Origin of the sequence: Methylophilus sp. Q8, from assembly GCF_000800115.1 — a bacterium.
Lineage (GTDB): Bacteria > Pseudomonadota > Gammaproteobacteria > Burkholderiales > Methylophilaceae > Methylophilus.
The window spans coordinates 180,239-203,961 of record NZ_JUHE01000001.1; the positions used below are offsets into that span (position 1 = coordinate 180,239).

Below are 23,723 nucleotides of genomic sequence, written 5' to 3' on the forward strand. Positions count from 1 at the left end.
AATTAATCGTCCTCGCCTCTGGCTGAAGGCATGCTATCGGCCAGCACATTCGAGTTGTCGCGAATCTTGGCTTCGATCTCTGCCGCAATCGCTGGATTTTCACGCAGGAACTCTTTGGCGTTTTCTTTACCCTGGCCGATTTTTTCACCGTTGTAGCTATACCAGGCACCGGCTTTTTCCACCAGCTTGAGGTTGGTGCCAAGCTCGATGACTTCGCCCAGGCGTGAAATGCCTTCGCCGTACATGATGTCAAATTCGGCCTGCTTAAATGGCGGTGCGACTTTGTTTTTGATCACTTTGACGCGTGTTTCAGAACCAATGACTTCATCGCCCTTTTTAATCGCGCCGGTACGGCGGATATCCAAACGTACAGAAGAGTAGAACTTCAGTGCGTTACCGCCTGTGGTGGTTTCCGGGTTGCCAAACATGACGCCGATTTTCATACGGATCTGGTTAATGAAAATCACCAGCGTATTGGTACGCTTGATATTGCCGGTCAACTTGCGCAGCGCTTGCGACATCAAACGCGCTTGCAAGCCCATATGGCTATCGCCCATTTCGCCTTCAATTTCAGCACGAGGTGTCAGCGCCGCAACCGAGTCAACGACCACGATATCGACAGAACCAGAACGCACCAGCATGTCTGCAATTTCCAGCGCTTGCTCGCCGGTATCCGGCTGGGAAATCAGCAACTCAGGCACATTCACGCCCAGCTTGGCCGCATATTGCGGATCCAACGCATGCTCGGCATCGATAAATGCGGCCACGCCACCCAGCTTTTGCATTTCCGCAATAGCTGACAAGGTCAGTGTAGTTTTACCCGAGGATTCCGGGCCATAAATCTCCACAATCCGGCCACGCGGCAAACCGCCTACGCCCAGCGCGATGTCCAGGCCCAGCGAGCCGGTGGAGACGACTTGCAAATCCTCCCCGATATCGCCGTCGCCCATGCGCATAATGGAGCCTTTGCCGAACTGTTTTTCAATTTGAGAGAGTGCGGCGGCGAGCGCTTTGCTTTTGTTGTCATCCATGCTGATTGCTTTCTTTGACCAATAAAAATGCGTTGTTTACACAAACGCTATATACTTCAAACAATAACTTCTAATTATTTCATAAATCGACCATCAGTGAAATGGCGAAGCCATGAATTAGGCGAGTGAATGCCAACTGCGAACGCTCACCGGCGACTGTCAATGAATAACGACAAGATCGCCGATTTGAACGCAGTGGCTGTCAACCGTTAGATGACAGGTGCGTTAAAGCTTCAGGGAGCATTAATTTGTTTTCCGTGTGAGGAGAATTTATGAAAATCGTAAAATATATTTTGACATTCACGCTGGGCAGCCTGGCTGCCTTTAGCGCACAAGCACAGGACAACTGGTCTGTTGGCGTGGTGGTCGGCAATCCGTACCCACCTGCTTACTATGCACCACCTCCGGTATATTATGCGCCACCACCAGTGGTGGTTTACCGCCATCCGCAAAGTAACTTCTATGGCGTACCAGCAGTGGCTTATCCGCAACCAGCGCCTGGCTTTATCCAGTTTTCGTATGGAAACGGCGGCTATGGTGGTTACAACTACGGCCCGAGAAACTTTTACGGCGGTGGCTGGAATGGCGGTGGCGGACATGGCCATGGTCACGGCCACCATCATCACCGCTAGTTCTGATTACATAGTTCTGATTACAACGCATTAGCCATCTTTAGCAAGCCAGCCAGCAAATAGCTGGCGGCCTGCTCACGCACTTGCGTTCTATCGCCTTCAAAATGACGGGTTTCTATCACCGTAGCATTGCCTCTGTCACCATCACCGCGAGATGCCCAGGCAAAGCACACAGTGCCGACTGGCTTGTGCAGTGACCCGCCACCTGGACCGGCAATGCCGGTGATGGCAGCACTCAGATGTGCCTGACTATATTGCAATGCCCCCAACGCCATGGCTTCGGCCACTGGCTCGCTGACTGCACCAAACTCGGCAATCAATGCAGCAGGCACACCCAGCATTTCAGTTTTTGCCGCATTGCTGTAGGTGACGAAACCACGGTCAAACCAGCCTGAACTACCAGCGATGGCAGTTACCGCTTGCGCAACCATCCCTCCAGTGCAGGACTCGGCGAGCGCCAGTTGCCAATGCTTTGCTTGCAGCACCGGCCCCAGGCTAGCGCTTAATTCAAGCAGCATGCTCATGACAAAAATCCTTGCGCGACTTGCAATAGCAATATGGCCATGATTGCGGCCAAGACATCATCCAGCATCACCCCAAAGCCACCTTTTACGCGCTGATCGACCCAGCCGATCGGAAAAGGCTTCCAGATATCGAACAAGCGAAAGCTGGCGAATGCCGCCAAACCCCAGCCCAAGGTGAAGGGTACCGTGATCAACACCGCGGCCATCGCCACGACTTCATCCCACACAATGGCACCATGGTCACTGACACCTAGTGCGCGCCCTGTCACTTCACAACACCAGACGCCGAGCAAGAACAACACGCCTAAACTTAAGCACTGCTGTGCGAGTGGCAAATTCATCAATAGCCAATACAGTGGAAAGCCCAATAATGTGCCGACGGTACCGGGCGCTTTGGGCGACAAGCCGGTGCCCAGGCCAAAACTCAGGCAATGTAAAGGATGTGAAAACAGCAAGCGCCAACTTGGCGGCTGCGGTGGCTGACGGTCATTAGCCAAAATGCGCATACCCTTTCTGCGATAAGTCGATGCGCACTTCACCGTTAAACACCTGCAAACCTGCATGCGCAGTCACTTTGCCGATACGGCTTAAGGGCAACCGCAGTTGCGTTGAAAGCGCCTGCAAAGTATCCCTGTGCTGCGGCGCAGCAGTAAAACATAATTCATAATCATCGCCACCGGCCAACACTGCCTGTTGCAACACAGCGTCAGTCACTGACGACAGCGGCAACAATGGCTTAGGCATCGCCGCCCAATCCAGCTCAGCGCCAACGGCAGACGCCTCTAGTATGTGCGCCAGATCTGCCAGCAAGCCATCTGAAATATCCAGTGCGGCGGTCGCCATGCCACGCAATGCCAGCCCTAACGCCACGCGCGGTTGCGGGTGGTGCATGGCCGTGGCCAGCGCAGCGAGTTCTTCGGCATGCACATCCAGCTGGCCTAAACGATGTTGCAACCATAAAGCAGCCTGCCCCAATACGCCGCTGACCCAGATATCATCGCCCGCCTGCGCGCCATTGCGCTGCAACGCCTGGCCTTGCGGCACTTCGCCCATGATATTAATCGCGACATTCAATGGCCCGCGCGTGGTGTCACCGCCAATCAGTGACACGCCAAAAGCATCAGCACAGGCAAACAGCCCTTCACTAAACCTTTGCAACCAGGGCCCATCAACCTCTGGCAAGGCAATCGACAAGGTGGCCCATTTTGGCTCGGCGCCCATGGCGGCCATATCACTGACATTCACTGCCATCGATTTCCAGCCGATGGCAAACGGGTCAATATCGGCAAAAAAATGTGTGCCTGCCACTGACATATCTGCCGAAACCGCTAACTGATAGCCAGGTCGCACGCGAATCAGGGCCGCATCATCGCCCACGCCCAGATCAGCTTTTGCCGGCCGGGTAAAATATTTGGCGATGAGCGCAAATTCAGCCACGACGACCCTGCCACCAGCGCAACCACACCGTGGCGATGCCCCAAGCCAGCAAAATACCAACGACATCCGCCAGCCAGTCATAGACGCTGGGCTGCCTGGTGGTAGTGAGTATGCCTTGCAATACTTCCATCAGCGCACCAAATGCAGTTAGCCCGAACAAGGTCGTTTTAGGAAAACGTTGAAATGCCAACAAGCCCCAGAAAGTGACACCACCAAAGGCAATCACATGCTGAATTTTGTCTTTGTAAATCGAGCCATCGTTTGTTGGCGCCATTTCCATCAGCAACAAATAGGTCAGCAAAGCAAAACAACTTATAAAAATCAGCCGGGAAAAGGTGTGGTAACGCATGCAATCTCTTTAATCACTGAAGAATTGAGTTTATTTACGAATGGCAGATTTAGGACGAAAAGATTTGACGATGGTTTCGTCAGTTTCCAGATAAGGCATCGGTTTGTCGCTGGTCGCCAGCAAATCCAGGCAGTACGGCACTGCCGCAAAAATACCCGGCACCAGCGTATTGCCTTCGTTATCTTTGAGGCCTTCCAGCGTTTCCTGTATCGATTTGGGCTGTCCCGGCAAGTTAATCACCAGGCACTGCTTGCGGATCACCGCCACCTGGCGCGACAAAATCGCCGTCGGCACAAAACGTAGGCTGATTTGCCGCATTTGCTCACCGAAGCCTGGCATGTCACGGTCGGCAATCGCCAATGTCGCCTCCGGCGTTACATCCCTGAGCGCAGGGCCGGTGCCGCCCGTGGTCAGCACCAGGTGGCAACCTTCTTCGTCCACCAGTTGCTTGAGAGTCTGGGAAATGGTCGCTTGATCATCGGCAATCAGGCGGCTGGATACTGTATATGGAGAAACCAGGGCTTGTGCCAGCCAGGCGGTAAGCGCCGGGATGCCCTTGTCTTCATATACGCCTTGCGAGGCACGATCACTGATAGAAACTAATCCAATGCGCGCGAATTGTTCTTGCATAACCTGGTCTATGTCAATGGTGACTGTGTTAATGTACCAATACATCATAACATTACAACCTGCCATTCGATCATGGAGAATTCGATGAACCCCCTGTGCAAGCCTGGACAGTCCGTTATGCCCGCCCCTTCCTTATCAAGCAAGTGGTCCCTATGTGTTAAGCATGCTTTAGTAATGACCGCCCTGGCCTTCAGCCCTGCCACCTGGGCAGAAGATAACCCTTACAGCAACCATTACCAGGCACAAAATCAGGGTGATTTACACTCGTTGCAAGCGAATCCGGAACCGCAGCTGTTCAGTGGTACGCGCCGCGATGAAGACAATATCAAGATGCTGGAAAATGGCTACGACCTGATGGGGTTCAGTAGCTTTGAAGCGGGCGAAGTCGATGCCGAGCAAGCCCGCAACCATGGCCGTACTATCCAGGCCGACAGCATCCTGGTTTATATGAAAAAGGCAGGTGGTGCTTCGCCATCATCCAGAATGGAAGTCATCAAAGAAGCGGTTAAAAAAGGGCAATCACTGACTGAAAAAGATGTGGCGGTAACGGCAGGCAGCTATCGCTATTACGCTACCTACTGGGCAAAACTGCCATCTCCGCTGCTGGGTATCCATGTGATTAAACTGGTGCCTAAACAAGCGACACAAGGTGACGATGCACCACCAAGCACTGCCAGCAGTGAGGGCGTACGCGTGATCGCAGTGATTCATGGCTCTGCAGCTGAAAAAGGCGGTGTGGTGCGTGGCGATCAATTGCTGAGCCTCAACAACGAAAAAGTGGATGATGCAGCCCAACTCTCCAACCTGGTGAGAAAATACCGCGGCAAAGCCGTCAAATTGCAACTGGAGCGTCAGGGAGAGCCACTGGCGACTGATGTACAGTTATAACGGCCACGACTTTAGTAGCCCCCGAGCGATTGCCACCCTACTCCTCATGTAAGCGGCAATCCCTTTGTTAAAAATAGAATTACAGAAAGTGTTGTGCATGTTTCAACCTACCTTCGAGCACCAGGCAGCCCGTGAAGCTGCCGGTGACCTGGATGATATCCAATTCTTGCGGGCGCTGTTCGACGATATCCGCCCCAAAGTGTCAACCGACATTGAGAGCGCCAGCAAGGCATTACAGGCCTTGTGCTTTCTGCTGCAGCAACATCCACAGTATGCCTTGTCATTGCGTAACAGCCTGCTCAGGTTACTGGACGAAAAAAGTGTGATTTCGCTCTATTCCGACCATGGCATCCAGTCTGACCTTGGTTTTTTCACCGAAATCTACCGCCGCCTCTGGCACAAGCTATTGCCCGATGTGCCAGACCCCAAATACCTGAAAGATGTGTTTGGGCAGATATTCCACAAAAACAGTGATGTCGACTGGGTTATTGGCATGCCGGACACCGTCTGGCGCGACTTCATGCAGACGCTGGACATCAGCCAGGGTGACGCGCAGCAACAGCAAAACTGTATCCAGGAAGTCAAAGATGCACTACAGGTGCTGTCGTATCGCTTATCCGCTTCCGGACTGGATCCCGAGCTGATCTTGCAACATGAAGACCTGGAGTCGAATGGCTCGCCGTTTATTACGCAGAACATCGAAATTCAACAGTTTCTGGCACTACCGGCGATTCAGGCAGAAGATATCCAGCATTTGTACAGCGTGCTCAAACGCTGCGAGCAGCTGACGTATGAAATCCGCAAATCGAACGCCAAAACCGGCACCAGCATTTCGCTCACGGCACTTATGCAACGCATATTGCAGCAAATTCAACGCATGCAGTTATTGCTGGATATTTTGCATGGCCTGATCCTGAAGCATGATGTCAGCCACGCCATCACACGTTTGCTCAAACAACTGGTAGATGCCGAATGCAAGAAAAACAACCTGTCTGAATACTGGCGCCAAAACACAGAGTTACTGGCCTTGCGCGTGACTGAAAACGCCAGCCACACCGGCGAGCATTACATCGCGCAACACCGCAATGAATACTTCAAACTGATGGGCTCCGCCATGGGCGCAGGCATTATCATTGCCATCATGGGCATGATTAAAATCATGATTGCCAGCTACCACCTGCCGCCGCTGACAGAAGCAATCTTGTTTAGCCTCAATTACGGCCTGGGTTTTGTCATTATCCATTTGCTACACTTTACCGTCGCCACCAAACAACCGGCGATGACGGCGGCAACCATCGCTTCCACCATAGATGACCATGGCCACGATAGCAAAAACATCCATAACCTGGTGAATATCGTCGCGCAAACCACCAGCAGCCAGACCATTGCCATCCTGGGTAATGTGGTGGTGGTGATTCCGATGGCGATCCTGATTGACTGGCTGATCATGCAAGCCACCGGCCATCATTTTATTGGCACCGAAAAAGCGCATGCCTTACTGGATAGTAATAACCCGCTGATCAGCCTGACAGTCATGTATGCCGCGGTGGCGGGTGTCTGCCTGTTTTTATCCGGGCTGATCGCTGGCTACCACGACAATTTAGCCGCTTACAACCGGATTCCGGAGCGTTTAGGCCATTTGCACTGGCTGCAAAACCTTCTAGGCAAGGATCGCCTGTGGCGCATTACCGAATATATCCGCCACAACCTGGGCGCGCTGGCGGGTAACTTCTACTTTGGCTGCTTGCTGGGTTTTGCGTCCGGCTTGGGCGTCATGTTGGGCTTGCCGCTGGATATCCGCCACGTCACTTTTGTGGCAGCGTTTGCCGGCTACGCTTTGCCAGCCCTGGATTTTCAGGTCAGCCACTACATTATTGCAACCACCATACTCGGCATTGCATTAGTCGGCACCACCAACCTGATCACCAGCTTCGGCCTGGCGATTTATGTAGCGATGAAATCAAGGAAAGTGCGTTACCGTCACTGGAAAGCTTTTTGGCTGGAACTGTTGACGGCGTTGTATCGTCAACCTGGCAAGTTTTTACTACCGCCCAAAAAACCGGAATAAACTTGAAACAGCAGGCTGTTTTTTACAGCCTGCTTATAAAACATGACGCGCAGTCGCTTATTCACCCGCCAATACAGCTTCTTTTGCAATCAAGAAATGAAATACGCCATTATCCTTGTTCAAGGACAATAATTTGACCGGGTGATTATTGATCAAATTACGAATATTCTGCTCACTGCCAGCGGCGGTGGTTTTTACCAGCATGACCTGCCCTGGCAACAAGTGATCCAGCGCATCCTTCGTTTTCAACATGGGCAGCGGACTTTCCAGACCCGTTAAATCAAGTTCCAGATCAATATGGCTGTGCATGTTGCCTCCCCTCTTTCATGTCATTAGCAAGTCGTTGACACAGAGTCGCCACTCGCTAATTCAATCTTGTTTTATGATTAATCGTCCAAAGACTCGTCTTCTGGCATCTCTGCATCAAACGCATCATCTTCGGCACCACTTTTGCCCTCCATCACTTCGCGAATCACTTTAAACAGTTCGCGGCTACTTTTGGGTGGCTTGCCTGCCGCGTGCTCTTTTTGTGCATTGCGAATCAGGGTACGCATTTGCTGCACATTGGTTTGCGGAAACTCAGCAATAAACAACTCGATCACTTTGACATCCTCAAGCAAGCGCATACGCCAGCGCTCCATGTGATGAAAGCGGGCATTTTCTTCCTTGTGTTTGCCGTCCCACTTTTGCAGTTGCTCGACGATAGGCGCCAAATCAGTGTCACGCATCAAACGGCCGATATACTGCATCTGGCGGCGAATGGCGCCATTCGCGGTAATGCGCTTGGCTTCGGCAATGGCATCCAGCAAGGATTCCTCTAATTGAAGTTTCTTCAATCTATCCTTAGGTAGCGCAACCAATTGACGGCCTATTTCCTGCGCAGCATCCGCCTCTGCTTTCAATCTGGTTTTACTGGGTTGGGAATCATCAAAGGTTTCAGATGTCATGGTAAAAGCAATCTCTGCCAAATCGGGTATGATAACAGTTTTAACTGCCAAGCAAGAAACAAGCGCGTACAGCATGCAATCGGATCAACTTCAACAAATCGCCCAAGACATTATTCAACTGACACGCAAAGCAGGTGCCAGCAGTGCCGAAGCCGAGGTCAGTTTTGGCACCGGCCAGAATGTGTCCGTCAGGCAAGGCGAGACTGAAAACATTGAATACAACCGAGACAAAGGCTGTTCAGTCACGGTGTATTTTGGCCAGAGAAAAGGCTATGCCAGCACCTCTGACTTGAGTCCTCAAGCCTTGAAAGACACGGTTGAAGCCGCCTGTAATATTGCAAAATATACCGCGCAGGACCCGTTCTGCGGCTTGGCCGATGCCGATTTGATGGCGACAGAATTTCCAGATTTATCCTTGCACCACCCGTGGCAGATTGACGTCGACGCCGCACTGGCATTGGCCAAGCGTTGTGAAGCCGCCGCCCTCGCCGTAGATACACGTATTAGCAACAGCGAAGGTGCCAGTATTTACAGCCAGAGCGGTGCATTTGCTTATGCCAATAGTCATGGTTTTATTGGCGGCTACCCAAGTTCACGCCATAGCATCAGTTGCTCGGTGATTGCCGAAGCAGATGGCCTGATGCAACGTGATTACTGGTATAGCAGCGCGCGCGATGCGCACGACCTGGCCACACCAGAGCAAGTCGGCCAGACGGCGGGCTCGCGCACTGTCAAGCGCCTGGGTGCCCGCCCGATCAAAACCGGGCAATACCCGGTCTTATTTGAGGCACCATTGGCAAGCGGCCTGATCGGCACCTTGATTAGTGCAATCTCTGGCGGCAACTTATACCGTAAATCCTCTTTCTTGCTCGACAGCCTGGGCCAGCCCATTGCCAGCCCATTGCTGCAGATTGATGAAAACCCGTTTGTACTCAAAGGTGCTGGCAGCAGCGCCTTTGATAGCGAGGGCGTGGCTTGCCGCCCACGCACACTGGTTGAGAACGGTGTACTGCAAGGATATTTACTGGGGAGCTATTCTGCCCGCAAGCTGGGCATGCAGTCGACAGGCAATGCCGGTGGTGCACACAACATCATGGTGCGTTCAACAGGCCATAGCCTTGAGCAACTGTTGCATACCATGGGCACCGGCTTGCTGGTGACAGAGCTATTGGGGCACGGTATGAATATGGTGACAGGTGACTATTCCCGAGGGGCTGCTGGCTATTGGATAGAGAACGGGCAGATTGTGCACCCGGTAGAAGAAATCACCATTGCGGGCAATATGAAAGACATGTTGAAAAGCATTGTTGCGATTGGTAACGATACTATTCCGAACAGCTCAAGACTGACTGGATCGATACTAATTGAGCGTATGACCATCGCCTCTGCGGAATAAATACCGCGGTCACAGCGACAGCAAATAAAAAAGGCTTTGCACAACGCAAAGCCTTTTTTGTATCACCGAAGATGTCGGCTACTATTGCGCGGGCGCCGCAGCATCCAGGGTCAACAATGTTTCATCAACACCCGCAACCATGGCTGCAGTTGCAGCTTCGTTTTCAACCACGGGTTCTTGTTCTGCAGCAGCTTGATCTGCTTGAGACTGATCCAGCATCGGCGGCAATGCCTCAGGCGCGATTTCCGCGGATTCGCTTAACTCGATGACCATTTCAGCAGCGGTCGCCTCAGAAACGACAGACTCAGAGGCATCCACCGCTTGCGCTGGCTGCGCTACCTGTGCACCTTCAGTGACTGCATTCTCAGTCGCAGTGCCTTCGATTGGCGCGGCAGATTGCAACAATACAGCATCCGTGGTGGCTGGTGTTTGTTCCGAATGGTTAGGCGTATCTTCATCTGCAGGCTCAAACTCGTCTTCCAGCAACTCTTTAGGTACCAGGCCATCCTGGATCAGGCTGGCACGGCGTTGCAGGTAAGCATCACGCATAAATGCATAGGGATCAATCGACGCGTTATCCACCAAATCGGTCGCATCCAGCAATTGCGTGCGTTTATCCAGCAACTGTACCGCACGTACCTGGTTGTGGGCACGGATCTGGCCAGTATTATGCAAATAGGTAATCGGGTCGGAAGTCACGGTATCAATGAACAAACCGCTGGCATCACGCACGGTGCTCGGCCCAACAATTGGCAGCACCAGATACGCGCCGGAACCTACGCCCCAGTAACCCAGGGTTTGACCAAAGTCTTCCTGGTGTTTTGGCACATTGTCCATGCTGGCCACATCAATAAAACCGGCAATACCAAAGGTAGAGTTGATGACAAAGCGGCCAGCATCGGTAAAGGCCTGGGCAAACTTCAGTTGCAACAGGTCATTCACGACGGTGGTCAAGGTGCCGAGGTTGCTAAAGAAGTTGCTGATGCCAGTACGCACAGGCGTAGGCGCAACGGCTTTGTAGGCTTTGGCAACGGGTTTCATGGCATAACGGTCAGCCACATCGTTAAATTTGTAAATTCCCCGGTTGATGCCTTCCAGTGGGTCTTTATTGGTTGTGGCGCAACCAGAGACACTCACCAGAACTGCAGTCAGTACGATCGCTCTTAATGTTTTCATATTTGTCATTATGTTTAGAAGCTTTTCAAGCGCATTTAAATTGTTGTATCCCCAACACAGCTTGCAGTGCGTACTTCGCAAATGTGTGTCATCTCAGTTAACGGAAATCTCTTCTAAAAGTTGAAGGGATCATTGTTAAAAAGTCGGTTAAATTAACCAGCAGGCGTGATGCAGACCTCACCTTAGCACGAAGTAAAACGATCTTATTCTACATCAAATGTCATCTTTGCTTCACATTATTTTTGTATAAGCGCAAGGCCTCTTCGCGCTGTTGCGCATGATCCACCACAGCCACCGGGTAGTCGAGCACTAAGCCTTTGTCAAACAAGCCTTTTTTACGGAATTTCTCTGCCCATGGCGCATGAATTTGCTGGTCATCAAGACCGGCAAGCTCCGGCACATATTTACGGATAAATTTGCCTTGCGGATCAAATTTTTCTGACTGCGATTGCGGGTTAAAAATCCTGAAATAAGGTTGCGCGTCACAACCAGTCGAGGCTGCCCATTGCCAGCCACCATTATTAGCTGCAAAGTCAAAATCAATTAACTTTTGCTCAAAATAACGCTCACCCCAACGCCAGTCTATGAGCAGATCCTTGACCAGGAAACTGGCGACTACCATGCGCAAACGGTTATGCATGTAACCGGTCTGGTTTAACTGTCGCATGGCCGCATCCACAATCGGAAAACCCGTGCGCCCTTCGCACCACGCAGCAAACCAGCCAGCGTCATTGGTAAAAGGCAGCGCCTCATACTCCGTCTTATAAGAACGACCTTGTTGCAAGTCTGGCCGGTGAAACAGAATCTGGAAATAAAAATCACGCCAGATCAACTCACTCAACCAGATCGCCGCCCCCTCATTACCGGCCAGGGATAACTGCCACGCTGCATGCGCCAGTTGGCGGATGGAAATTGTGCCGAAACGCAAATGCACCGACAGATAAGACACGCCTTTGACCGCCGGGTAATTACGCGCGTCATGATACTGGTCGATACGATGCAGAAAATCCTCGAATAACTGCTGCGCACCAGCCATACCGGTTGGCAAGCGCAATGCGGCAAGATTGGTGCGCTCAAACCCCAGCGATGCCAGCGTCGGCATGGGCGCTGGCGCCACGGGCGCAAGATGACTGATATATTTTTTGACCGGGTAAGCTTTTAAATAAAAGGCATTCAACTTGGCCAGATGGGCATTTTTATACGGCGTGAACACCCCATACGGTTTGCCGGTTTGTGTCATCACCTCATCTTGCTCAAACAGCACCTGATCTTTGAATAAATGCAGGGTTTGACCAGCCTCAAGCAGCGCCTGCGCTACTATTTCATCGCGGGCAATCGCGACCGGCTCGTAATCTTTGTTGGCATAGACTGCGCTGACATTGAGTGCGCGCGCCAGCGCCGGGATTTCTACTTGTGCCCGGCCATGACATACGATCAGGTCACTGCCGTGCGCTTGTAAGGACTGCTTGAGTTCGCGTACGCTTTCCCAGATAAATTCAACCCGGCGGTCTTGCTTATCCGTTAAGGCATGCAGAATATCCGTATCAAAAACAAAAGCGACAGTCACTTGCGCATGCCGCTTCAAGGCGTGATACAGCGCGGCATGATCATCATCGCGCAGGTCGCGACGCAACCAGACCAATGCTTTAGACATCGTTACTCTCGGTGATAGGGATGACCACTTAGAACCGTGTGGGCGCGATAAAGTTGCTCGGCCAGCATCACACGCACCATGCCATGCGGCATGGTCAATTTAGACAAGCTGAACAGCCATTGCGCTTGCGTTTTGAGTTGTGCATGTAAACCATCAGCACCACCCACGACCAAGGACACATCACGCCCCATTTCTTGCCAGCTTTTGAGTTTTTCTGCCAGTTGCAAGGTAGTCACGGCCTGGCCACGCTCATCCAGCGCCACCAGGTAATCTTTACCCGCCACTTCCAGGATACGCTTGGCCTCGGCCTCCTGCACCACTTCACTATTCTTACCGGCCGCACGTTTATCAGGTTTGATTTCGATGATGCGTGTTTCAAGTTCACGCGGCATGCGTTTCAAGTACTCCGCACAGGCGCTTTCAACCCAGTCGGGCATTTTATGGCCGACCGAGATGATATTGAGTTTCATATCTGGAGGAGTGTCGTGCTTTTAGGCAGCAGAAGCCGTGCGGCGCGTCTGTGACTCGGTCCACAGTTGTTCAATGTTGTAATAAGCGCGGGTGGTTGGCACCATGACATGCACCACGATATCGCCTAAATCGACCAAGACCCACTCGCCTTCTTTTTCGCCCTCTACGCCGCGCGCTTCCAGGCCTTTTTCTTTCAGCTTTTCACGCACGTTATCGGCGACTGCCTTGCATTGGCGGGTAGAGTTACCACTGGCGACAATCATGTAGCTGGTCACTGCCGTCATACGGCGCACGTCCATCACGGTGATGTCAAAGGCTTTAATATCTTCCAGCGCGTCGACGACGGCCAGTTTGATCTCTTCAAGAGACAGGGTATCAATGTTTGGTTGCATAGGTGTATTCAAAATCAGGCGGCTTGCGCAGGAATATGGTTTTTTTGCTCGACAATGCGGTTTTGCGCATCGACGTAAACCAGTTGCGGATGGTAGTGAGTCAATTCGGCTTCGGTATACTGGGAATAGCTGGCAATAATAATCAAATCGTCAGGATCCGCTTTGTGCGCCGCAGCACCATTGACCGAAATCACGCCAGAGTGACGCTCGGCACGAATGGCATAAGTTGTGAAACGCTCACCATTGTTGATATTGTAAATCTGGATTTGCTCATACTCATGAATATTGGCGGCCTCCAGCAAGGCTTCATCAATCGCACAGCTGCCTTCATAGTGCAGCTCGCTATGCGTCACACGCACTCGATGCAGCTTTGATTTCAACATGGTTCTTTGCATTGCGTCCCTTAGCTCGAACTTCCACTCGCGCGGAAAAGGTCGTAATTATAAAGTTATCAATGGCTTAGCGCAAAATAAATTTATCAAAAAACACACGCAATCGCATCAGGCACTGACTTCGCAGTTATCGATGAGCCGCGTCTTACCCAACCTGGCTGCCACCAGTATCACCCATTCACGGGTCTGCGCATCCGGCAAGGTCAGTGACTGTTGACGCCGAACCTCTACATAATCTACCTGCCAGCCCTGTTGGCTTAACGCTAAACAGGCTTGCGTTTGCAAAGCCGCATAGTCGCGCTGACCAGTCAGCAAGGCTTGTTTCATGCCTTGCAACTGCTGATTTAACTGTGCGGCCTGTGTTTTTTCTGCTGCGGTCAAATAACCATTTCTTGAGCTCATGGCCAGGCCGGAAGCCTCACGTGCGGTTTCCCCGGCAATGATTTCAATCTCAAAATTGAGTTGCCGCACCAATGCGCGGATCACCATCAGTTGCTGGTAGTCTTTTTTGCCAAACACCGCCACTTGCGGTTGCACCATATGAAACAGTTTGGCGACTACAGTCGCTACACCAGCAAAATGGCCAGGACGGCTAGCGCCACATAGATCATTGGCCAAAGGTGGCGGTTGAATCACCATCTGCTGGTGCAAATCCTGGCCATCAAAGTCGGGATACATTTCCTCTACCGCTGGCGCGAATACGGCATCGGCGCCCACGGCTTGCAGCTTGTCACAGTCAGACTGCAAGGTGCGTGGATACCTGCCGAAATCCTCATTGGCACCAAATTGCAGCGGGTTTACGAAAATACTGACCACCACAATCTCCGCATGCTTCTTCGCTAGCGTCACCAACTGGCAATGCCCCGCATGTAAATTACCCATGGTTGGCACAAACCCCACGCGCTGGTCGCGGCGACTGGCCAGAAATGCGCGCAACTCGCGCAAGCTGTGAAACAACTGCATGTAGACTCTTTTTAATCCATCAAAAATCAGAATGATTCAATATATCACACAGCACCCTATTCAACTGTGACAGGCAAAAGATCAGCGCCCCGGCAATTGACAAGCTGGCAAGTCCGCGCCTATAGTCATCATTTGCAACTATCTACAATTATTAACATCAGGAGTAAGTGAATGAGTGTGATGACCGAGTTTAAACAATTTGCGCTGAAGGGCAATGTCATGGACCTGGCGGTCGGTGTCATCATTGGCGGTGCCTTCGGCAAGATCGTTGATTCCATGGTGAACGACATTATCATGCCGGTCATCGGCCGAATTTTTGGCGGTTTTGATTTTAGCAACCTGTATGTGCCACTCAACGGCCAATCGGCTGACCTGGCCCTGGCAGAAGCCAAAAAACTGGGCGCGGTACTGGCTTACGGCAACTTCATTACCATTGTGCTCAACTTCGTTATTCTGGCATTTATCATTTTCCAGATGGTTAAATTCATGAACAGCCTGAAACAGGCAGAACCAGCGCCTGCGCCAGCAGCGACACCGGAAGATATCGTCTTGTTACGTGAAATTCGTGACAGCCTGAAAAAATAATTTTCTGGCGATAGTGATATGACAAAGGGCGCTGTGGCGCCCTTTGCTTTTTAACTACCCACAAAAATCAAAGATTACAAATCGGCAGGATTCGGTTGCACTTCATACGTCTGACCAGCATTGGCATCAGACCCATCATTATTCAGAAACACCACCACACTGACCTGGTCATCAATCAGATCCAGCTCTGTGGTTGGGTAATAAGCCCCCGCGGCATCTTTATTGATATTGTGATAATGCCAGATAGAAGCCACCACGCGCCCGCTATCTTTTAACTTCACATCTTCCGCGCGCGCTGGCTCGCCCAATAATGCAATTAACTGCGCGCGATTCAACTTGCCCACCGCATCCACAAAGCCCTGCTCGTCCTCAGGCAACTTACCAGCCGCCGCACCTGCCAACACCGCCCCGCTTAAAGACAATAATGCAACAGCCAATACCCCGTTTAACCAAGTTTGTGCTCTCATCATGACTCTCCTTTATATTCAGAAACTCAGGCAATTAAAACAGCAATAGGTTCATACAAGAGGCACTACACAGACTCGATAGGATACGCCTCTTCCGGCAACTGTTCGACCAGTAACACATGTACACGGCGACTGTCGGCATGTACCACGGTAACACTGAGATTATCAAGACGGATATGCTCGCCACGCTTGGGCAAATGACCGAAGTGATTGACCACCAGGCCACCCACGGTAGAAAACTCTTCGTCGCTAAACTCGGTGCCTATGGCTTCATTAAATTCAGGAATCTCGGTTAAGGCTTTGACGCGATAAATGCCCGGCTCCTGCTGAATGATATTGCCTTCGCCTTCATCATCATCGTATTCGTCCTCGATGTCGCCGACAATTTGCTCCAGCACATCTTCAATCGTCACCATCCCGGCTACGCCACCATACTCATCGACCACAATGGCAATATGGTTACGGTTGCTGCGGAATTCTTTTAACAACACATTCAGGCGTTTGGACTCGGGAATAAACACCGCCGGACGCAGCATATCGCGCAGCTCGAATGTCTCGTTAGCGTAATAGCGCAACAAGTCCTTGGCCAGCAAAATGCCGATCACATCGTTTTTATTATCTTCAATGACAGGGAAGCGGGAGTGCGCCGTTTCAATGACAAACGGCAGAAAGCTTTCTGGCGGCTGGGCAATATCAATGACGTCCATTTGCGAACGCGGTATCATGATATCCCTGACCTGCATTTCACTGACTTGCAGGACACCTTCAATCATGGCCAGCGAATCGCTGTCCATCAGGTGATTTTCATAAGCCCCATGCAGCAACTCGACCAGTTGCTCGCGGTCTTCTGGCTCGCGCAGAAGAAAATGGCTTAATCGTTCTAAAAGTGAGGGTTTGTGAGACAACTTATCCGGCTCTGAAGCCATAGTTACTGCTGAAAACAGCATCCTGTATAACGCGTTAACTTAAGCATACATGAAAACGGATGGCAATGTCACCTTCATGACATGGGTTGCCTGACTTATTCGTGGCTATCCCTGGCCGTGTGTGGCACGCAAAGATTTGTCACTTTCCGGTGTCAACAAACGATATAAAAGATTTAATTTCTGCTAAATTAACACTTATGTTGAATCGCCTGCCCCCTTCCTTACGTCCCCTGGTGCAATCACTGACTTTCAAGGTGCTTACCGGGCTTATTGTCTTCTACTTTGCATTTGCCTGGCTGGCTATCAATCCGCTGGCAAAATGGCTGTTACCATGGGTAGCCGAACACCAATTGGCCAGTAAAGCCAGTGTAGAAAAAGTCACGTTTGACCCGTTGCGCCTCACCGCAACCATCGAGAAGCTGGCGCTGACCGAAACAAACGGTGCGCCACTGGCGTCGTTTGACAAACTGGTGGTCGATCTTGAAGCCAGCGGCCTGTTCAACTGGGCCTGGAAACTCAAGCAAATTACGCTGACAGCGCCGCGCGTCGATGTGCATATCTCCAAACAGGGCCGCCTCAACTGGGCTGACCTCATTGCAAAACTCAACGAGGACCCAACGCCGCCAAATAAAGACTTGCCGCGTGTCATCATTGAAAATATCGCGATCAGCCAGGGCAATATCGATTACCAGGATGCGCAACACGCCACGCCGCTACAAGCCTCACTCAAGCCACTGGATTTTGAACTCGAAGGCTTTTCCACGCTACCTAAAGACCGTGGCGACTACCTGATTGCCGCCAAACTGCCGTACCAGGGCGCGACCATCAAGTGGAAAGGCAATTTTGGCGTCAATCCACTGGCATCACAAGGCTCACTGGCGATCGAAGGTTTGCAAATCGCCAAAGTCATGCAATGGATAAACACGGCCAAGTTGCCGCTGCAAGTCACGGCAGGTACGTTTACCAGCCAGTTTAACTATGACTTTTCTTTGCCGAATCAACAACCGAAACTGTTGGTCAGCGATGCACAGCTGCGCGTGAACGATTTGGCAGGCACATTGGCGCAAGGCGATCAACTCGCTTTTTCGCAGTTGGAAGTCAAAGCCAAACATCTGACGCTAGATCAACAAAAACAGTTATTGGTCACGACACAAGACATCAACATTCAACTTGATCAACTCAAACTGCATAAACCACAGGCAGACGTTTCAATTGCCAAAAGCAGCCTGGCTTTGCCCAAGCTGGTCTTCGAGCAGGACAAGCAGGCACAACTCACATTTGACAACCTGAACCTGCATATTGAGCAAACACAGCTACAACAGGCGCAAAAAACATTATTTACATTGCCAGAACTGGCGATCGAAAATGTCAGCCTCAATTTGGCAGAACGCCGGGCCAATGTGGCACACATCTTATTAAGCAAAGGGCAATTGTCGGCGACACAAACGGCTGCCGGGCTTGATTGGCAACACGCCTTTGCCGAACCTGCAGCAGCCACGCCCCCGCCTCCTGAGGCCCCTACGGTGCCAGGTGAAAAGGTCGATGAAAAGGCCAGCGCCCCCTTTCAATTTGCGGTAGACGACATTGCCCTGGCGCACTGGCAGCTCGCTTACACCGACCAGCAATTTGCCAAGCCCTTGCAAGCCACGGTTGGTGACTTAAATCTACAGCTGGCGGTAGATAATACGTCAGGCTTGGCGCTAAAAAATGTGCAACTGGAAGCAACACAACTCAGCGTCCAATCAGATAAAAAACCGGCCGCACAATTAGCCAAGTTTACGCTGAATAATGCGCAACTGGCGCTGGACCAGCAAAAAGTTGATATTGCCGCGATTCAATTGCAAGGATTCAAAACAACGGTCATCAGGCAAGCGGATCAACGCCTGAACTGGCAAGCCATGCTGGCACCTGCCCCAGGCAGCCACACGGTGACTGCCAAGACAAGCACACAGGCAGCGGCGCCCGCGAAACCATGGTCTTACGCCTTGAAGCGGCTGGCTTTGCAACAGGCAGATATTCATATTGAAGATCAATCAACACCGACCCCGGTGGTGCTGGACGTGGTGGATGCCAGCCTGGAAGCCAACGACCTGAGTCAGAATATGACACGCTTGCTGCCGGTGAAGGCTGGATTCAAGGTCAAACAAGGTGGCCAGTTTAAGCTGCAAGGCAAACTGGCTGCAGCACCTTTTAAAACAGAGTTGCAATGCGCACTCACAGACCTGTCACTGAAACCCTTCGCCCCTTATATCCAGCAAGCCGCCTTACTGCAACTGGAAAACGGTTCTGCCAGCCTGCAGGGTAAACTGCAACAAACCAGCAGCGGGGCAACCAAGTTTGACGGCGGCTTTAGTGTCAACCAGCTGTCCATCCTCGAGGAAGCCAGCCAGCAACCATTTTTACGCTGGGAAAAACTGCAAGGAGACGGCTTGGCGCTATCACTGGCACCCAACAAACTGCAATTAAGCACGCTGACCTTAAGCAAGCCGCAAAGCAAATTTATCATTTATCCTGACCGTAGCCTGAATATCACCAAGGTCATGCGCACGGCTACGCCAGACCAGACAGCGGCAACCGCATCGACCACAACGAAGGCAGCGCCAGCCCCCGTGAGTCAAACCACCGCAACGGCAACGCCTGCCAGCACTAGCAGCGACTTCCCGGTTGCAATTGATACGGTACGCATTAATAACGCCGAGCTGGAGTTCGCTGACTTATCACTGCCACAACCGTTTGGCACGCACATCCACACCCTGGGCGGCGTCATCAACGGCATTTCCAGCAACCCGTCATCGACTGCACAAGTCGAACTGGACGGCAAGGTAGATGATTACGGTGCAGCACGCATCCGTGGCTCGTTGCAACCGTTTAGAACCACAGAGTTTACCGATATCAAACTGGCATTCACCAACCTGGAGATGAATCGCCTCACGCCCTATTCCGGTAAGTTTGCCGGGCGCAAAATTGAATCTGGCAAGCTGTCTGTAGACTTGGGCTATAAAATCAAACAGCGTGTACTGGCGGGCGAAAACAAATTTGTCATCAACAAGCTTACCCTGGGTGAAAGAGTTGACAGTAAAGATGCCCCCAACCTGCCCCTGGACCTGGCGATTGCCATCCTGGAAGACAGCGATGGCGTGATCGACCTCGATTTGCCAGTCAGTGGCAGCCTGGATGATCCCAAATTCAGCATAGGCGGGATTGTCTGGAAAGCGTTCACCAATGTGCTGACCAAAATTGTGACCGCACCGTTCAGTGCGCTGGGCAAACTGTTTGGCGGCGGTGAAAAGCTGGAGGCAATTGTGTTTGACCCTGGCAATGCCACGGTTGCACCACCGGAACTGGAGAAATTGCACACGGTAAGCAACGCGCTCGCCAAACGCCAGCAATTAGCGCTGGGCATTGTACCTGGCTACGATGTAGCCGCAGATACTCGCGCCATTCAGGAAGCCAGCTTGCGCAAACAAGTGGCAGCAGAAGCCGGTGTGCGCCTGGAGCCTGGGCAGGCAGCGGGACCAATTGATTTAAATAATCCCAAAGTGCAATCGGCCATACAAACATTGCATGACCGCCTGAACAATAAGGGCTTACTCAAGCGGCTGGCAGCCAAACTGGAAAAAGCGCCCGAAGGTTTTTACGCGCAAGCACAGGAAGCACTGACCACCAGCATTCAGGTCACCGACGCTGACTTGCAAGCCTTGGCCAAGGCACGCGCCGACGCCATCCAGAAAGCGTTACTGGCTGCGGGCGTTGGTGCCGAACGGGTTACGGTCACTACCCCAACAACCGTGAAGGCAGACCGCGATCATGTGCCAAGCAAGCTGACGCTGGACGCTATCAAGCACTAGCTGCAAATAGCATGAAGCCGCTGATTCAGCGGCTTCACCAATACCTCACCAGCGCAGCTACATGACCAGCATGGTCAATAACTGCTGAAAAAACTTGAGCACCGGCGACAATAAAACACCCAGAATGCCGGTGAATAATAAGGCGATAAGAATCAGCATGCCATAACGCTCTATTTGTGCAAACTTGATCGCGGCTTGCATGGGTAACAGGCTGACAGCAATGCGGCCGCCATCCAACGGTGGCAGCGGAAACAAGTTCAGCACCAGCAAGACCAGGTTAATCTGGATGCCTGCCAGGCTCATCTGTGCTAAAAAAGCCTGGGCTGACTCCGGGAATAATGCAATCCGCGCCAGCATCAATCCCCACACAATGGCCATGGCAAAGTTAGACGCCGGACCCGCCAGTGCCACCCACAACATATCCTGCTTGGGGCGACGCAATTGACCAAAGTTGACCGGCACCGGTTTGGCCCAGCCGAACAGCACGCCCCCCAGGATAATGCTGAGTGCAGGCAGTAAAATGGTGCCAATCGGGTCTATATGCTTGAAAGGGTTAAGGGTAATCCTGCCCATGCGCTCGGCGGTCAGGTCACCAAAGAACTTGGCGGCATAGCCGTGCGCCGCCTCATGTACCGTGATCGCAAACAGGATGGGCAAGGCGTAAGCGGCAATTTTCTGTACAACAGTGAGTTCCATGTCATGCTTCCAGCTAAAGTCAACACTCTGTCACAGCGTCTAAGAATAAATGTCCGGCCAAATCAAGCACCTATCAAGGCCAAGGCGCAACGCCCGCGCGCACCAGCTCGGGCGGGTCTTGCGTCAAATCGACCACCGTCGTGGCGCCCACATGCACAATATCACTGTCGATCACCGCGTCAATCTGATGTTCCAGCGCTTCACGGATTTCCCAGCCAACAGACATAGGCGCTTCATCGCCAGGCAACTGCAAGGTCATGCTGAGCAAGGGCGAATCCAGCGACTCCAGCAAGGCTTGCGTAACCACATGCTTAGGCACGCGCAAGCCAATGGTGCTGCGCTTGGGATGCTGCAATCGGCGCGGCACCTCGCGGCTGGCCTCCAGCAAAAAGGTATAAGCGCCCGGCGTCATCGCCTTAAGCAAGCGGAACTGGCTGTTATTCACTTTGGCATAGGTGCCGATCTCAGCCAGGTCACGGCAAATCAGGGTAAACGGATGCTCATCATCGACGCCACGCAAACGGCGGATACGGGTTTGTGCCTCTTTGAACTCCATCAGGCAGACCAGGGCATAACTGGAGTCAGTAGGACAGGCCAGCACTCCACCCTGCTTTAACCACTGCGCAGCTTGCTGGATTAATCGGGTTTGCGGGTTCTCCGCATGAATCACAAAATACTGTGCCATGATTGGGGGATGCGCTAACTCGCTACTGCTTGCAGTTGACTGGCTTCGGGCCAGTCCTGCCACACAGGCACGCAACCGGCGGGCAATGCGGGCAAACGCCCCATATCCATATAAGACATGCCCGGGCCGTGGTAATCAGAGCCTTGCGAAGCCTTTAGATCAAAACGATGCGCCAGCTTGGCAAATTGCTCATACTGCGGCGGTTGGTGGCTACCAGTGACCACTTCAATCGCTGCACCGCCCAGATTTCTGAATTCATTTAATAGCAGATGCATATTCACAAACCCCAAGTCATAACGACCTGGGTGTGCCAGCACCGCCACCCCGCCGCTATCACGAATCAGCTGCATGGCCTCTTCCAGGCTCATCCATTCATGATTGACATAGCCTGGCTTGCCTTTGACCATATATTTTTTAAATACTGATTTGATGTTTTTGGCATGGCCACGTTTCACCATAAACTGTGCAAAATGGCTGCGCGTCATCACGCTGTTGCCCGAGAGTTCGCGCGCGCCTTCATAGGCATCTGCGATACCTGCCTTGGCCAACCCTGCGGCAATTTGCCTGGCGCGGGCATCACGTCCCTCGCGCACTTTAGCAAAGGCAGCTAACAATTCTGGATGTTGCGGATCGACACGCAGACCGACAATATGCAAGGTACGATTTTTCCAGGTGACGGAAATCTCAACGCCATCAATAAAAGAGATACCTAATTGCTCGGCCGCAGCGCGTGCCCGTGCCAACCCGCCCACTTCATCGTGATCGGTGAGTGCGAGCACCCGCACCCCCCTGCTCGCCGCATGCGCAACCAGGTCTTCAGGCGAAAGCAGTCCGTCTGACAGGGTGGAGTGGCAATGTAAATCAATGGGAACAGACATGATGGATATGGGGCGCCGTTTGAATAAAAAGGATGACAACAAAGCGACTAACTTTACATTTTGACAGAAATCATAGCAAAATAGTGCCCTCACAGATAGCAGGAATTCAGTCACCTGAAGCCAGTCATGCAAGTCATTACCGATTTACTCCCCGTTATTCTCTTTTTTATTGCCTATAAAAAAGCAGGTATCTTTACTGCAACCGCTGTCGCCATGATCAGCACCCTGGTCCTGATGCTGATACTCTGGATCAAACGCGGCAAGATAGACAAGATGCTGGTGATTAACGGCGCGGTGATTACCGTGCTCGGTGGCATCACCTTATTGCTACATGATAAAACCTATATTATGTGGAAACCCACTGCGATCTACTGGATCGGTGCACTGGTATTGCTCTTCAGCCGCTACGCGCTCAAACGCAACCTGATCGAAAATATGCTGGGCAAAATGATGGCACCGCCGCTGGCGATCTGGGACCGACTCAACCTGTGCTGGATTGCTTTTTTGGTAGGCATGGGCATACTCAACCTCTATGTGGCTTTTCATTTCAGCGAAGATGACTGGGTCAATTTCAAACTGTTTGGTGCCACCAGCCTGATGTTTATCTTTATTATTGTGCAAGTGTTTGCGTTAAAAGAACATTGGATTGAACAAAACACCCCGTCTGCCTGACTAAGAGAAAACCACC

Annotated in this window: 26 protein-coding genes; 7 read left to right on the forward strand and 19 right to left on the reverse strand. The window is 51.9% G+C overall.

What is annotated here, in order from left to right:
• Positions 1 to 2 precede the first annotated feature (2 nt).
• Complete coding sequence (gene recA, locus GQ52_RS00930; RefSeq protein WP_019881712.1) at positions 3 to 1,031, reverse strand: recombinase RecA; 1,029 nt, start codon at positions 1,029 to 1,031, stop codon at positions 3 to 5.
• A gap of 272 nt (positions 1,032 to 1,303) precedes the next feature.
• On the opposite strand from recA, the gene GQ52_RS00935 reads away from it, so the two are divergent.
• Positions 1,304 to 1,663, forward strand: a complete 360-nt coding sequence (locus tag GQ52_RS00935) for a hypothetical protein (protein ID WP_024929691.1) — start codon at positions 1,304 to 1,306, stop codon at positions 1,661 to 1,663.
• Positions 1,664 to 1,683: 20 nt separating this feature from the next.
• Here GQ52_RS00935 and GQ52_RS00940 read toward each other — a convergent pair whose 3' ends face one another.
• Genes GQ52_RS00940 through mog form a run of 5 tightly spaced genes read right to left on the reverse strand, consistent with a single transcriptional unit; the run spans position 1,684 to position 4,603 of the window.
• The gene (locus GQ52_RS00940) at positions 1,684 to 2,187 is read right to left on the reverse strand and encodes a CinA family protein (protein WP_047514312.1); all 504 of its coding nucleotides are present in this window, start codon (positions 2,185 to 2,187) and stop codon (positions 1,684 to 1,686) included.
• Positions 2,184 to 2,693 carry a phosphatidylglycerophosphatase A gene (locus GQ52_RS00945; protein ID WP_047514314.1) on the reverse strand — a complete coding sequence of 170 codons (510 nt, stop codon included), beginning with the start codon at positions 2,691 to 2,693 and terminating at the stop codon, positions 2,184 to 2,186. The genes GQ52_RS00940 and GQ52_RS00945 overlap by 4 nt, the downstream gene beginning before the upstream one ends.
• Positions 2,677 to 3,624: a thiamine-phosphate kinase gene (gene thiL, locus GQ52_RS00950; RefSeq protein ID WP_047514316.1), complete on the reverse strand. Its 948-nt coding sequence runs from the start codon at positions 3,622 to 3,624 to the stop codon at positions 2,677 to 2,679. The genes GQ52_RS00945 and thiL overlap by 17 nt, the downstream gene beginning before the upstream one ends.
• Positions 3,617 to 3,973 (reverse strand): hypothetical protein, encoded by a 357-nt coding sequence (locus tag GQ52_RS00955; protein ID WP_047514320.1) that lies wholly within the window; start codon positions 3,971 to 3,973, stop codon positions 3,617 to 3,619. Before GQ52_RS00955 ends, thiL begins: the two co-directional genes overlap by 8 nt.
• Before the next feature lie 30 nt (positions 3,974 to 4,003).
• The gene (mog, locus tag GQ52_RS00960) at positions 4,004 to 4,603 is read right to left on the reverse strand and encodes a molybdopterin adenylyltransferase (protein ID WP_047518449.1); all 600 of its coding nucleotides are present in this window, start codon (positions 4,601 to 4,603) and stop codon (positions 4,004 to 4,006) included.
• A gap of 174 nt (positions 4,604 to 4,777) precedes the next feature.
• Between mog and GQ52_RS00965 the strand changes: the two genes are divergently transcribed.
• On the forward strand, positions 4,778 to 5,491 hold the full coding sequence (locus GQ52_RS00965; RefSeq protein WP_047514323.1) for a PDZ domain-containing protein: 714 nt from the start codon (positions 4,778 to 4,780) through the stop codon (positions 5,489 to 5,491).
• 97 nt (positions 5,492 to 5,588) lie between these two features.
• Entirely contained in the window at positions 5,589 to 7,559 is a 1,971-nt protein-coding gene (locus tag GQ52_RS00970) for a site-specific recombinase (protein ID WP_047514325.1), read from the forward strand.
• 57 nt (positions 7,560 to 7,616) lie between these two features.
• Here GQ52_RS00970 and GQ52_RS00975 read toward each other — a convergent pair whose 3' ends face one another.
• A complete protein-coding gene (locus tag GQ52_RS00975; protein ID WP_019881702.1) occupies positions 7,617 to 7,868 on the reverse strand; it encodes a sulfurtransferase TusA family protein in 252 nt (83 codons plus the stop codon).
• A 77-nt stretch (positions 7,869 to 7,945) separates the two neighbouring features.
• Entirely contained in the window at positions 7,946 to 8,506 is a 561-nt protein-coding gene (gene yjgA, locus GQ52_RS00980) for a ribosome biogenesis factor YjgA (protein ID WP_019881701.1), read from the reverse strand.
• Between the two features lie 73 nt (positions 8,507 to 8,579).
• Here yjgA and pmbA point away from each other — a divergent pair, with 73 nt between their 5' ends.
• The gene (gene pmbA, locus GQ52_RS00985; RefSeq protein WP_047514327.1) at positions 8,580 to 9,902 is read left to right on the forward strand and encodes a metalloprotease PmbA; all 1,323 of its coding nucleotides are present in this window, start codon (positions 8,580 to 8,582) and stop codon (positions 9,900 to 9,902) included.
• 81 nt (positions 9,903 to 9,983) lie between these two features.
• On the opposite strand, the gene GQ52_RS00990 is transcribed toward pmbA, so the two are convergent.
• From GQ52_RS00990 to panC, 6 genes are all read right to left on the reverse strand, one after another.
• Positions 9,984 to 11,078 carry a VacJ family lipoprotein gene (locus tag GQ52_RS00990; protein ID WP_047514329.1) on the reverse strand — a complete coding sequence of 365 codons (1,095 nt, stop codon included), beginning with the start codon at positions 11,076 to 11,078 and terminating at the stop codon, positions 9,984 to 9,986.
• Between the two features lie 220 nt (positions 11,079 to 11,298).
• Complete coding sequence (locus GQ52_RS00995; protein ID WP_047514330.1) at positions 11,299 to 12,732, reverse strand: deoxyribodipyrimidine photo-lyase; 1,434 nt, start codon at positions 12,730 to 12,732, stop codon at positions 11,299 to 11,301.
• A gap of 2 nt (positions 12,733 to 12,734) precedes the next feature.
• The gene (gene rlmH / locus GQ52_RS01000; RefSeq protein ID WP_047514332.1) at positions 12,735 to 13,202 is read right to left on the reverse strand and encodes a 23S rRNA (pseudouridine(1915)-N(3))-methyltransferase RlmH; all 468 of its coding nucleotides are present in this window, start codon (positions 13,200 to 13,202) and stop codon (positions 12,735 to 12,737) included.
• 21 nt (positions 13,203 to 13,223) lie between these two features.
• Positions 13,224 to 13,595 carry a ribosome silencing factor gene (gene rsfS / locus GQ52_RS01005; protein ID WP_047514335.1) on the reverse strand — a complete coding sequence of 124 codons (372 nt, stop codon included), beginning with the start codon at positions 13,593 to 13,595 and terminating at the stop codon, positions 13,224 to 13,226.
• A 14-nt stretch (positions 13,596 to 13,609) separates the two neighbouring features.
• The gene (gene panD / locus GQ52_RS01010; RefSeq protein WP_024929679.1) at positions 13,610 to 13,990 is read right to left on the reverse strand and encodes an aspartate 1-decarboxylase; all 381 of its coding nucleotides are present in this window, start codon (positions 13,988 to 13,990) and stop codon (positions 13,610 to 13,612) included.
• Positions 13,991 to 14,095: 105 nt separating this feature from the next.
• A complete protein-coding gene (gene panC, locus GQ52_RS01015; protein WP_047514339.1) occupies positions 14,096 to 14,950 on the reverse strand; it encodes a pantoate--beta-alanine ligase in 855 nt (284 codons plus the stop codon).
• Between the two features lie 171 nt (positions 14,951 to 15,121).
• Between panC and mscL the strand changes: the two genes are divergently transcribed.
• The gene (gene mscL, locus GQ52_RS01020; RefSeq protein ID WP_019881693.1) at positions 15,122 to 15,535 is read left to right on the forward strand and encodes a large conductance mechanosensitive channel protein MscL; all 414 of its coding nucleotides are present in this window, start codon (positions 15,122 to 15,124) and stop codon (positions 15,533 to 15,535) included.
• A 74-nt stretch (positions 15,536 to 15,609) separates the two neighbouring features.
• On the opposite strand, the gene GQ52_RS01025 is transcribed toward mscL, so the two are convergent.
• Positions 15,610 to 16,002 (reverse strand): hypothetical protein, encoded by a 393-nt coding sequence (locus tag GQ52_RS01025; protein WP_019881692.1) that lies wholly within the window; start codon positions 16,000 to 16,002, stop codon positions 15,610 to 15,612.
• Between the two features lie 65 nt (positions 16,003 to 16,067).
• A complete protein-coding gene (locus GQ52_RS01030) occupies positions 16,068 to 16,928 on the reverse strand; it encodes an HlyC/CorC family transporter (protein WP_047514342.1) in 861 nt (286 codons plus the stop codon).
• Positions 16,929 to 17,125: 197 nt separating this feature from the next.
• Between GQ52_RS01030 and GQ52_RS01035 the strand changes: the two genes are divergently transcribed.
• Positions 17,126 to 20,776: a DUF748 domain-containing protein gene (locus GQ52_RS01035; protein WP_047514345.1), complete on the forward strand. Its 3,651-nt coding sequence runs from the start codon at positions 17,126 to 17,128 to the stop codon at positions 20,774 to 20,776.
• A 57-nt stretch (positions 20,777 to 20,833) separates the two neighbouring features.
• Here GQ52_RS01035 and GQ52_RS01040 read toward each other — a convergent pair whose 3' ends face one another.
• The 3 genes from GQ52_RS01040 to GQ52_RS01050 form a co-directional block, all read right to left on the reverse strand.
• On the reverse strand, positions 20,834 to 21,472 hold the full coding sequence (locus GQ52_RS01040) for a site-2 protease family protein (protein ID WP_047514348.1): 639 nt from the start codon (positions 21,470 to 21,472) through the stop codon (positions 20,834 to 20,836).
• 73 nt (positions 21,473 to 21,545) lie between these two features.
• On the reverse strand, positions 21,546 to 22,157 hold the full coding sequence (locus GQ52_RS01045; RefSeq protein WP_019881688.1) for an L-threonylcarbamoyladenylate synthase: 612 nt from the start codon (positions 22,155 to 22,157) through the stop codon (positions 21,546 to 21,548).
• 14 nt (positions 22,158 to 22,171) lie between these two features.
• A complete protein-coding gene (locus tag GQ52_RS01050) occupies positions 22,172 to 23,035 on the reverse strand; it encodes a 3',5'-nucleoside bisphosphate phosphatase (protein WP_024929674.1) in 864 nt (287 codons plus the stop codon).
• A gap of 126 nt (positions 23,036 to 23,161) precedes the next feature.
• Here GQ52_RS01050 and GQ52_RS01055 point away from each other — a divergent pair, with 126 nt between their 5' ends.
• Entirely contained in the window at positions 23,162 to 23,707 is a 546-nt protein-coding gene (locus GQ52_RS01055; protein WP_024929673.1) for a septation protein A, read from the forward strand.
• Positions 23,708 to 23,723 lie beyond the last annotated feature (16 nt).

Bases quoted from the DNA above. Each gene is read 5' to 3' on its own strand.
- GQ52_RS00975 (WP_019881702.1), bottom strand. From the start codon at position 7,868: ATGCACAGCCATATTGATCTGGAACTTGATTTAACGGGTCTGGAAAGT.
- GQ52_RS00990 (WP_047514329.1), bottom strand. From the start codon at position 11,078: ATGAAAACATTAAGAGCGATCGTACTGACTGCAGTTCTGGTGAGTGTC.
- GQ52_RS00995 (WP_047514330.1), bottom strand. From the start codon at position 12,732: ATGTCTAAAGCATTGGTCTGGTTGCGTCGCGACCTGCGCGATGATGAT.
- recA (WP_019881712.1), bottom strand. From the start codon at position 1,031: ATGGATGACAACAAAAGCAAAGCGCTCGCCGCCGCACTCTCTCAAATT.
- GQ52_RS01030 (WP_047514342.1), bottom strand. From the start codon at position 16,928: ATGGCTTCAGAGCCGGATAAGTTGTCTCACAAACCCTCACTTTTAGAA.
- GQ52_RS01055 (WP_024929673.1), top strand. From the start codon at position 23,162: ATGCAAGTCATTACCGATTTACTCCCCGTTATTCTCTTTTTTATTGCC.
- GQ52_RS00965 (WP_047514323.1), top strand. From the start codon at position 4,778: ATGACCGCCCTGGCCTTCAGCCCTGCCACCTGGGCAGAAGATAACCCT.
- GQ52_RS00955 (WP_047514320.1), bottom strand. From the start codon at position 3,973: ATGCGTTACCACACCTTTTCCCGGCTGATTTTTATAAGTTGTTTTGCT.
- mog (WP_047518449.1), bottom strand. From the start codon at position 4,603: ATGCAAGAACAATTCGCGCGCATTGGATTAGTTTCTATCAGTGATCGT.
- pmbA (WP_047514327.1), top strand. From the start codon at position 8,580: ATGCAATCGGATCAACTTCAACAAATCGCCCAAGACATTATTCAACTG.
- GQ52_RS01045 (WP_019881688.1), bottom strand. From the start codon at position 22,157: ATGGCACAGTATTTTGTGATTCATGCGGAGAACCCGCAAACCCGATTA.
- mscL (WP_019881693.1), top strand. From the start codon at position 15,122: ATGAGTGTGATGACCGAGTTTAAACAATTTGCGCTGAAGGGCAATGTC.
- yjgA (WP_019881701.1), bottom strand. From the start codon at position 8,506: ATGACATCTGAAACCTTTGATGATTCCCAACCCAGTAAAACCAGATTG.
- GQ52_RS01050 (WP_024929674.1), bottom strand. From the start codon at position 23,035: ATGTCTGTTCCCATTGATTTACATTGCCACTCCACCCTGTCAGACGGA.
- rlmH (WP_047514332.1), bottom strand. From the start codon at position 13,202: ATGAAACTCAATATCATCTCGGTCGGCCATAAAATGCCCGACTGGGTT.
- GQ52_RS01040 (WP_047514348.1), bottom strand. From the start codon at position 21,472: ATGGAACTCACTGTTGTACAGAAAATTGCCGCTTACGCCTTGCCCATC.
- GQ52_RS00940 (WP_047514312.1), bottom strand. From the start codon at position 2,187: ATGAGCATGCTGCTTGAATTAAGCGCTAGCCTGGGGCCGGTGCTGCAA.
- GQ52_RS00935 (WP_024929691.1), top strand. From the start codon at position 1,304: ATGAAAATCGTAAAATATATTTTGACATTCACGCTGGGCAGCCTGGCT.
- GQ52_RS00945 (WP_047514314.1), bottom strand. From the start codon at position 2,693: ATGCGCATTTTGGCTAATGACCGTCAGCCACCGCAGCCGCCAAGTTGG.
- rsfS (WP_047514335.1), bottom strand. From the start codon at position 13,595: ATGCAACCAAACATTGATACCCTGTCTCTTGAAGAGATCAAACTGGCC.
- panD (WP_024929679.1), bottom strand. From the start codon at position 13,990: ATGCAAAGAACCATGTTGAAATCAAAGCTGCATCGAGTGCGTGTGACG.
- panC (WP_047514339.1), bottom strand. From the start codon at position 14,950: ATGCAGTTGTTTCACAGCTTGCGCGAGTTGCGCGCATTTCTGGCCAGT.
- GQ52_RS01035 (WP_047514345.1), top strand. From the start codon at position 17,126: ATGTTGAATCGCCTGCCCCCTTCCTTACGTCCCCTGGTGCAATCACTG.
- GQ52_RS01025 (WP_019881692.1), bottom strand. From the start codon at position 16,002: ATGAGAGCACAAACTTGGTTAAACGGGGTATTGGCTGTTGCATTATTG.
- GQ52_RS00970 (WP_047514325.1), top strand. From the start codon at position 5,589: ATGTTTCAACCTACCTTCGAGCACCAGGCAGCCCGTGAAGCTGCCGGT.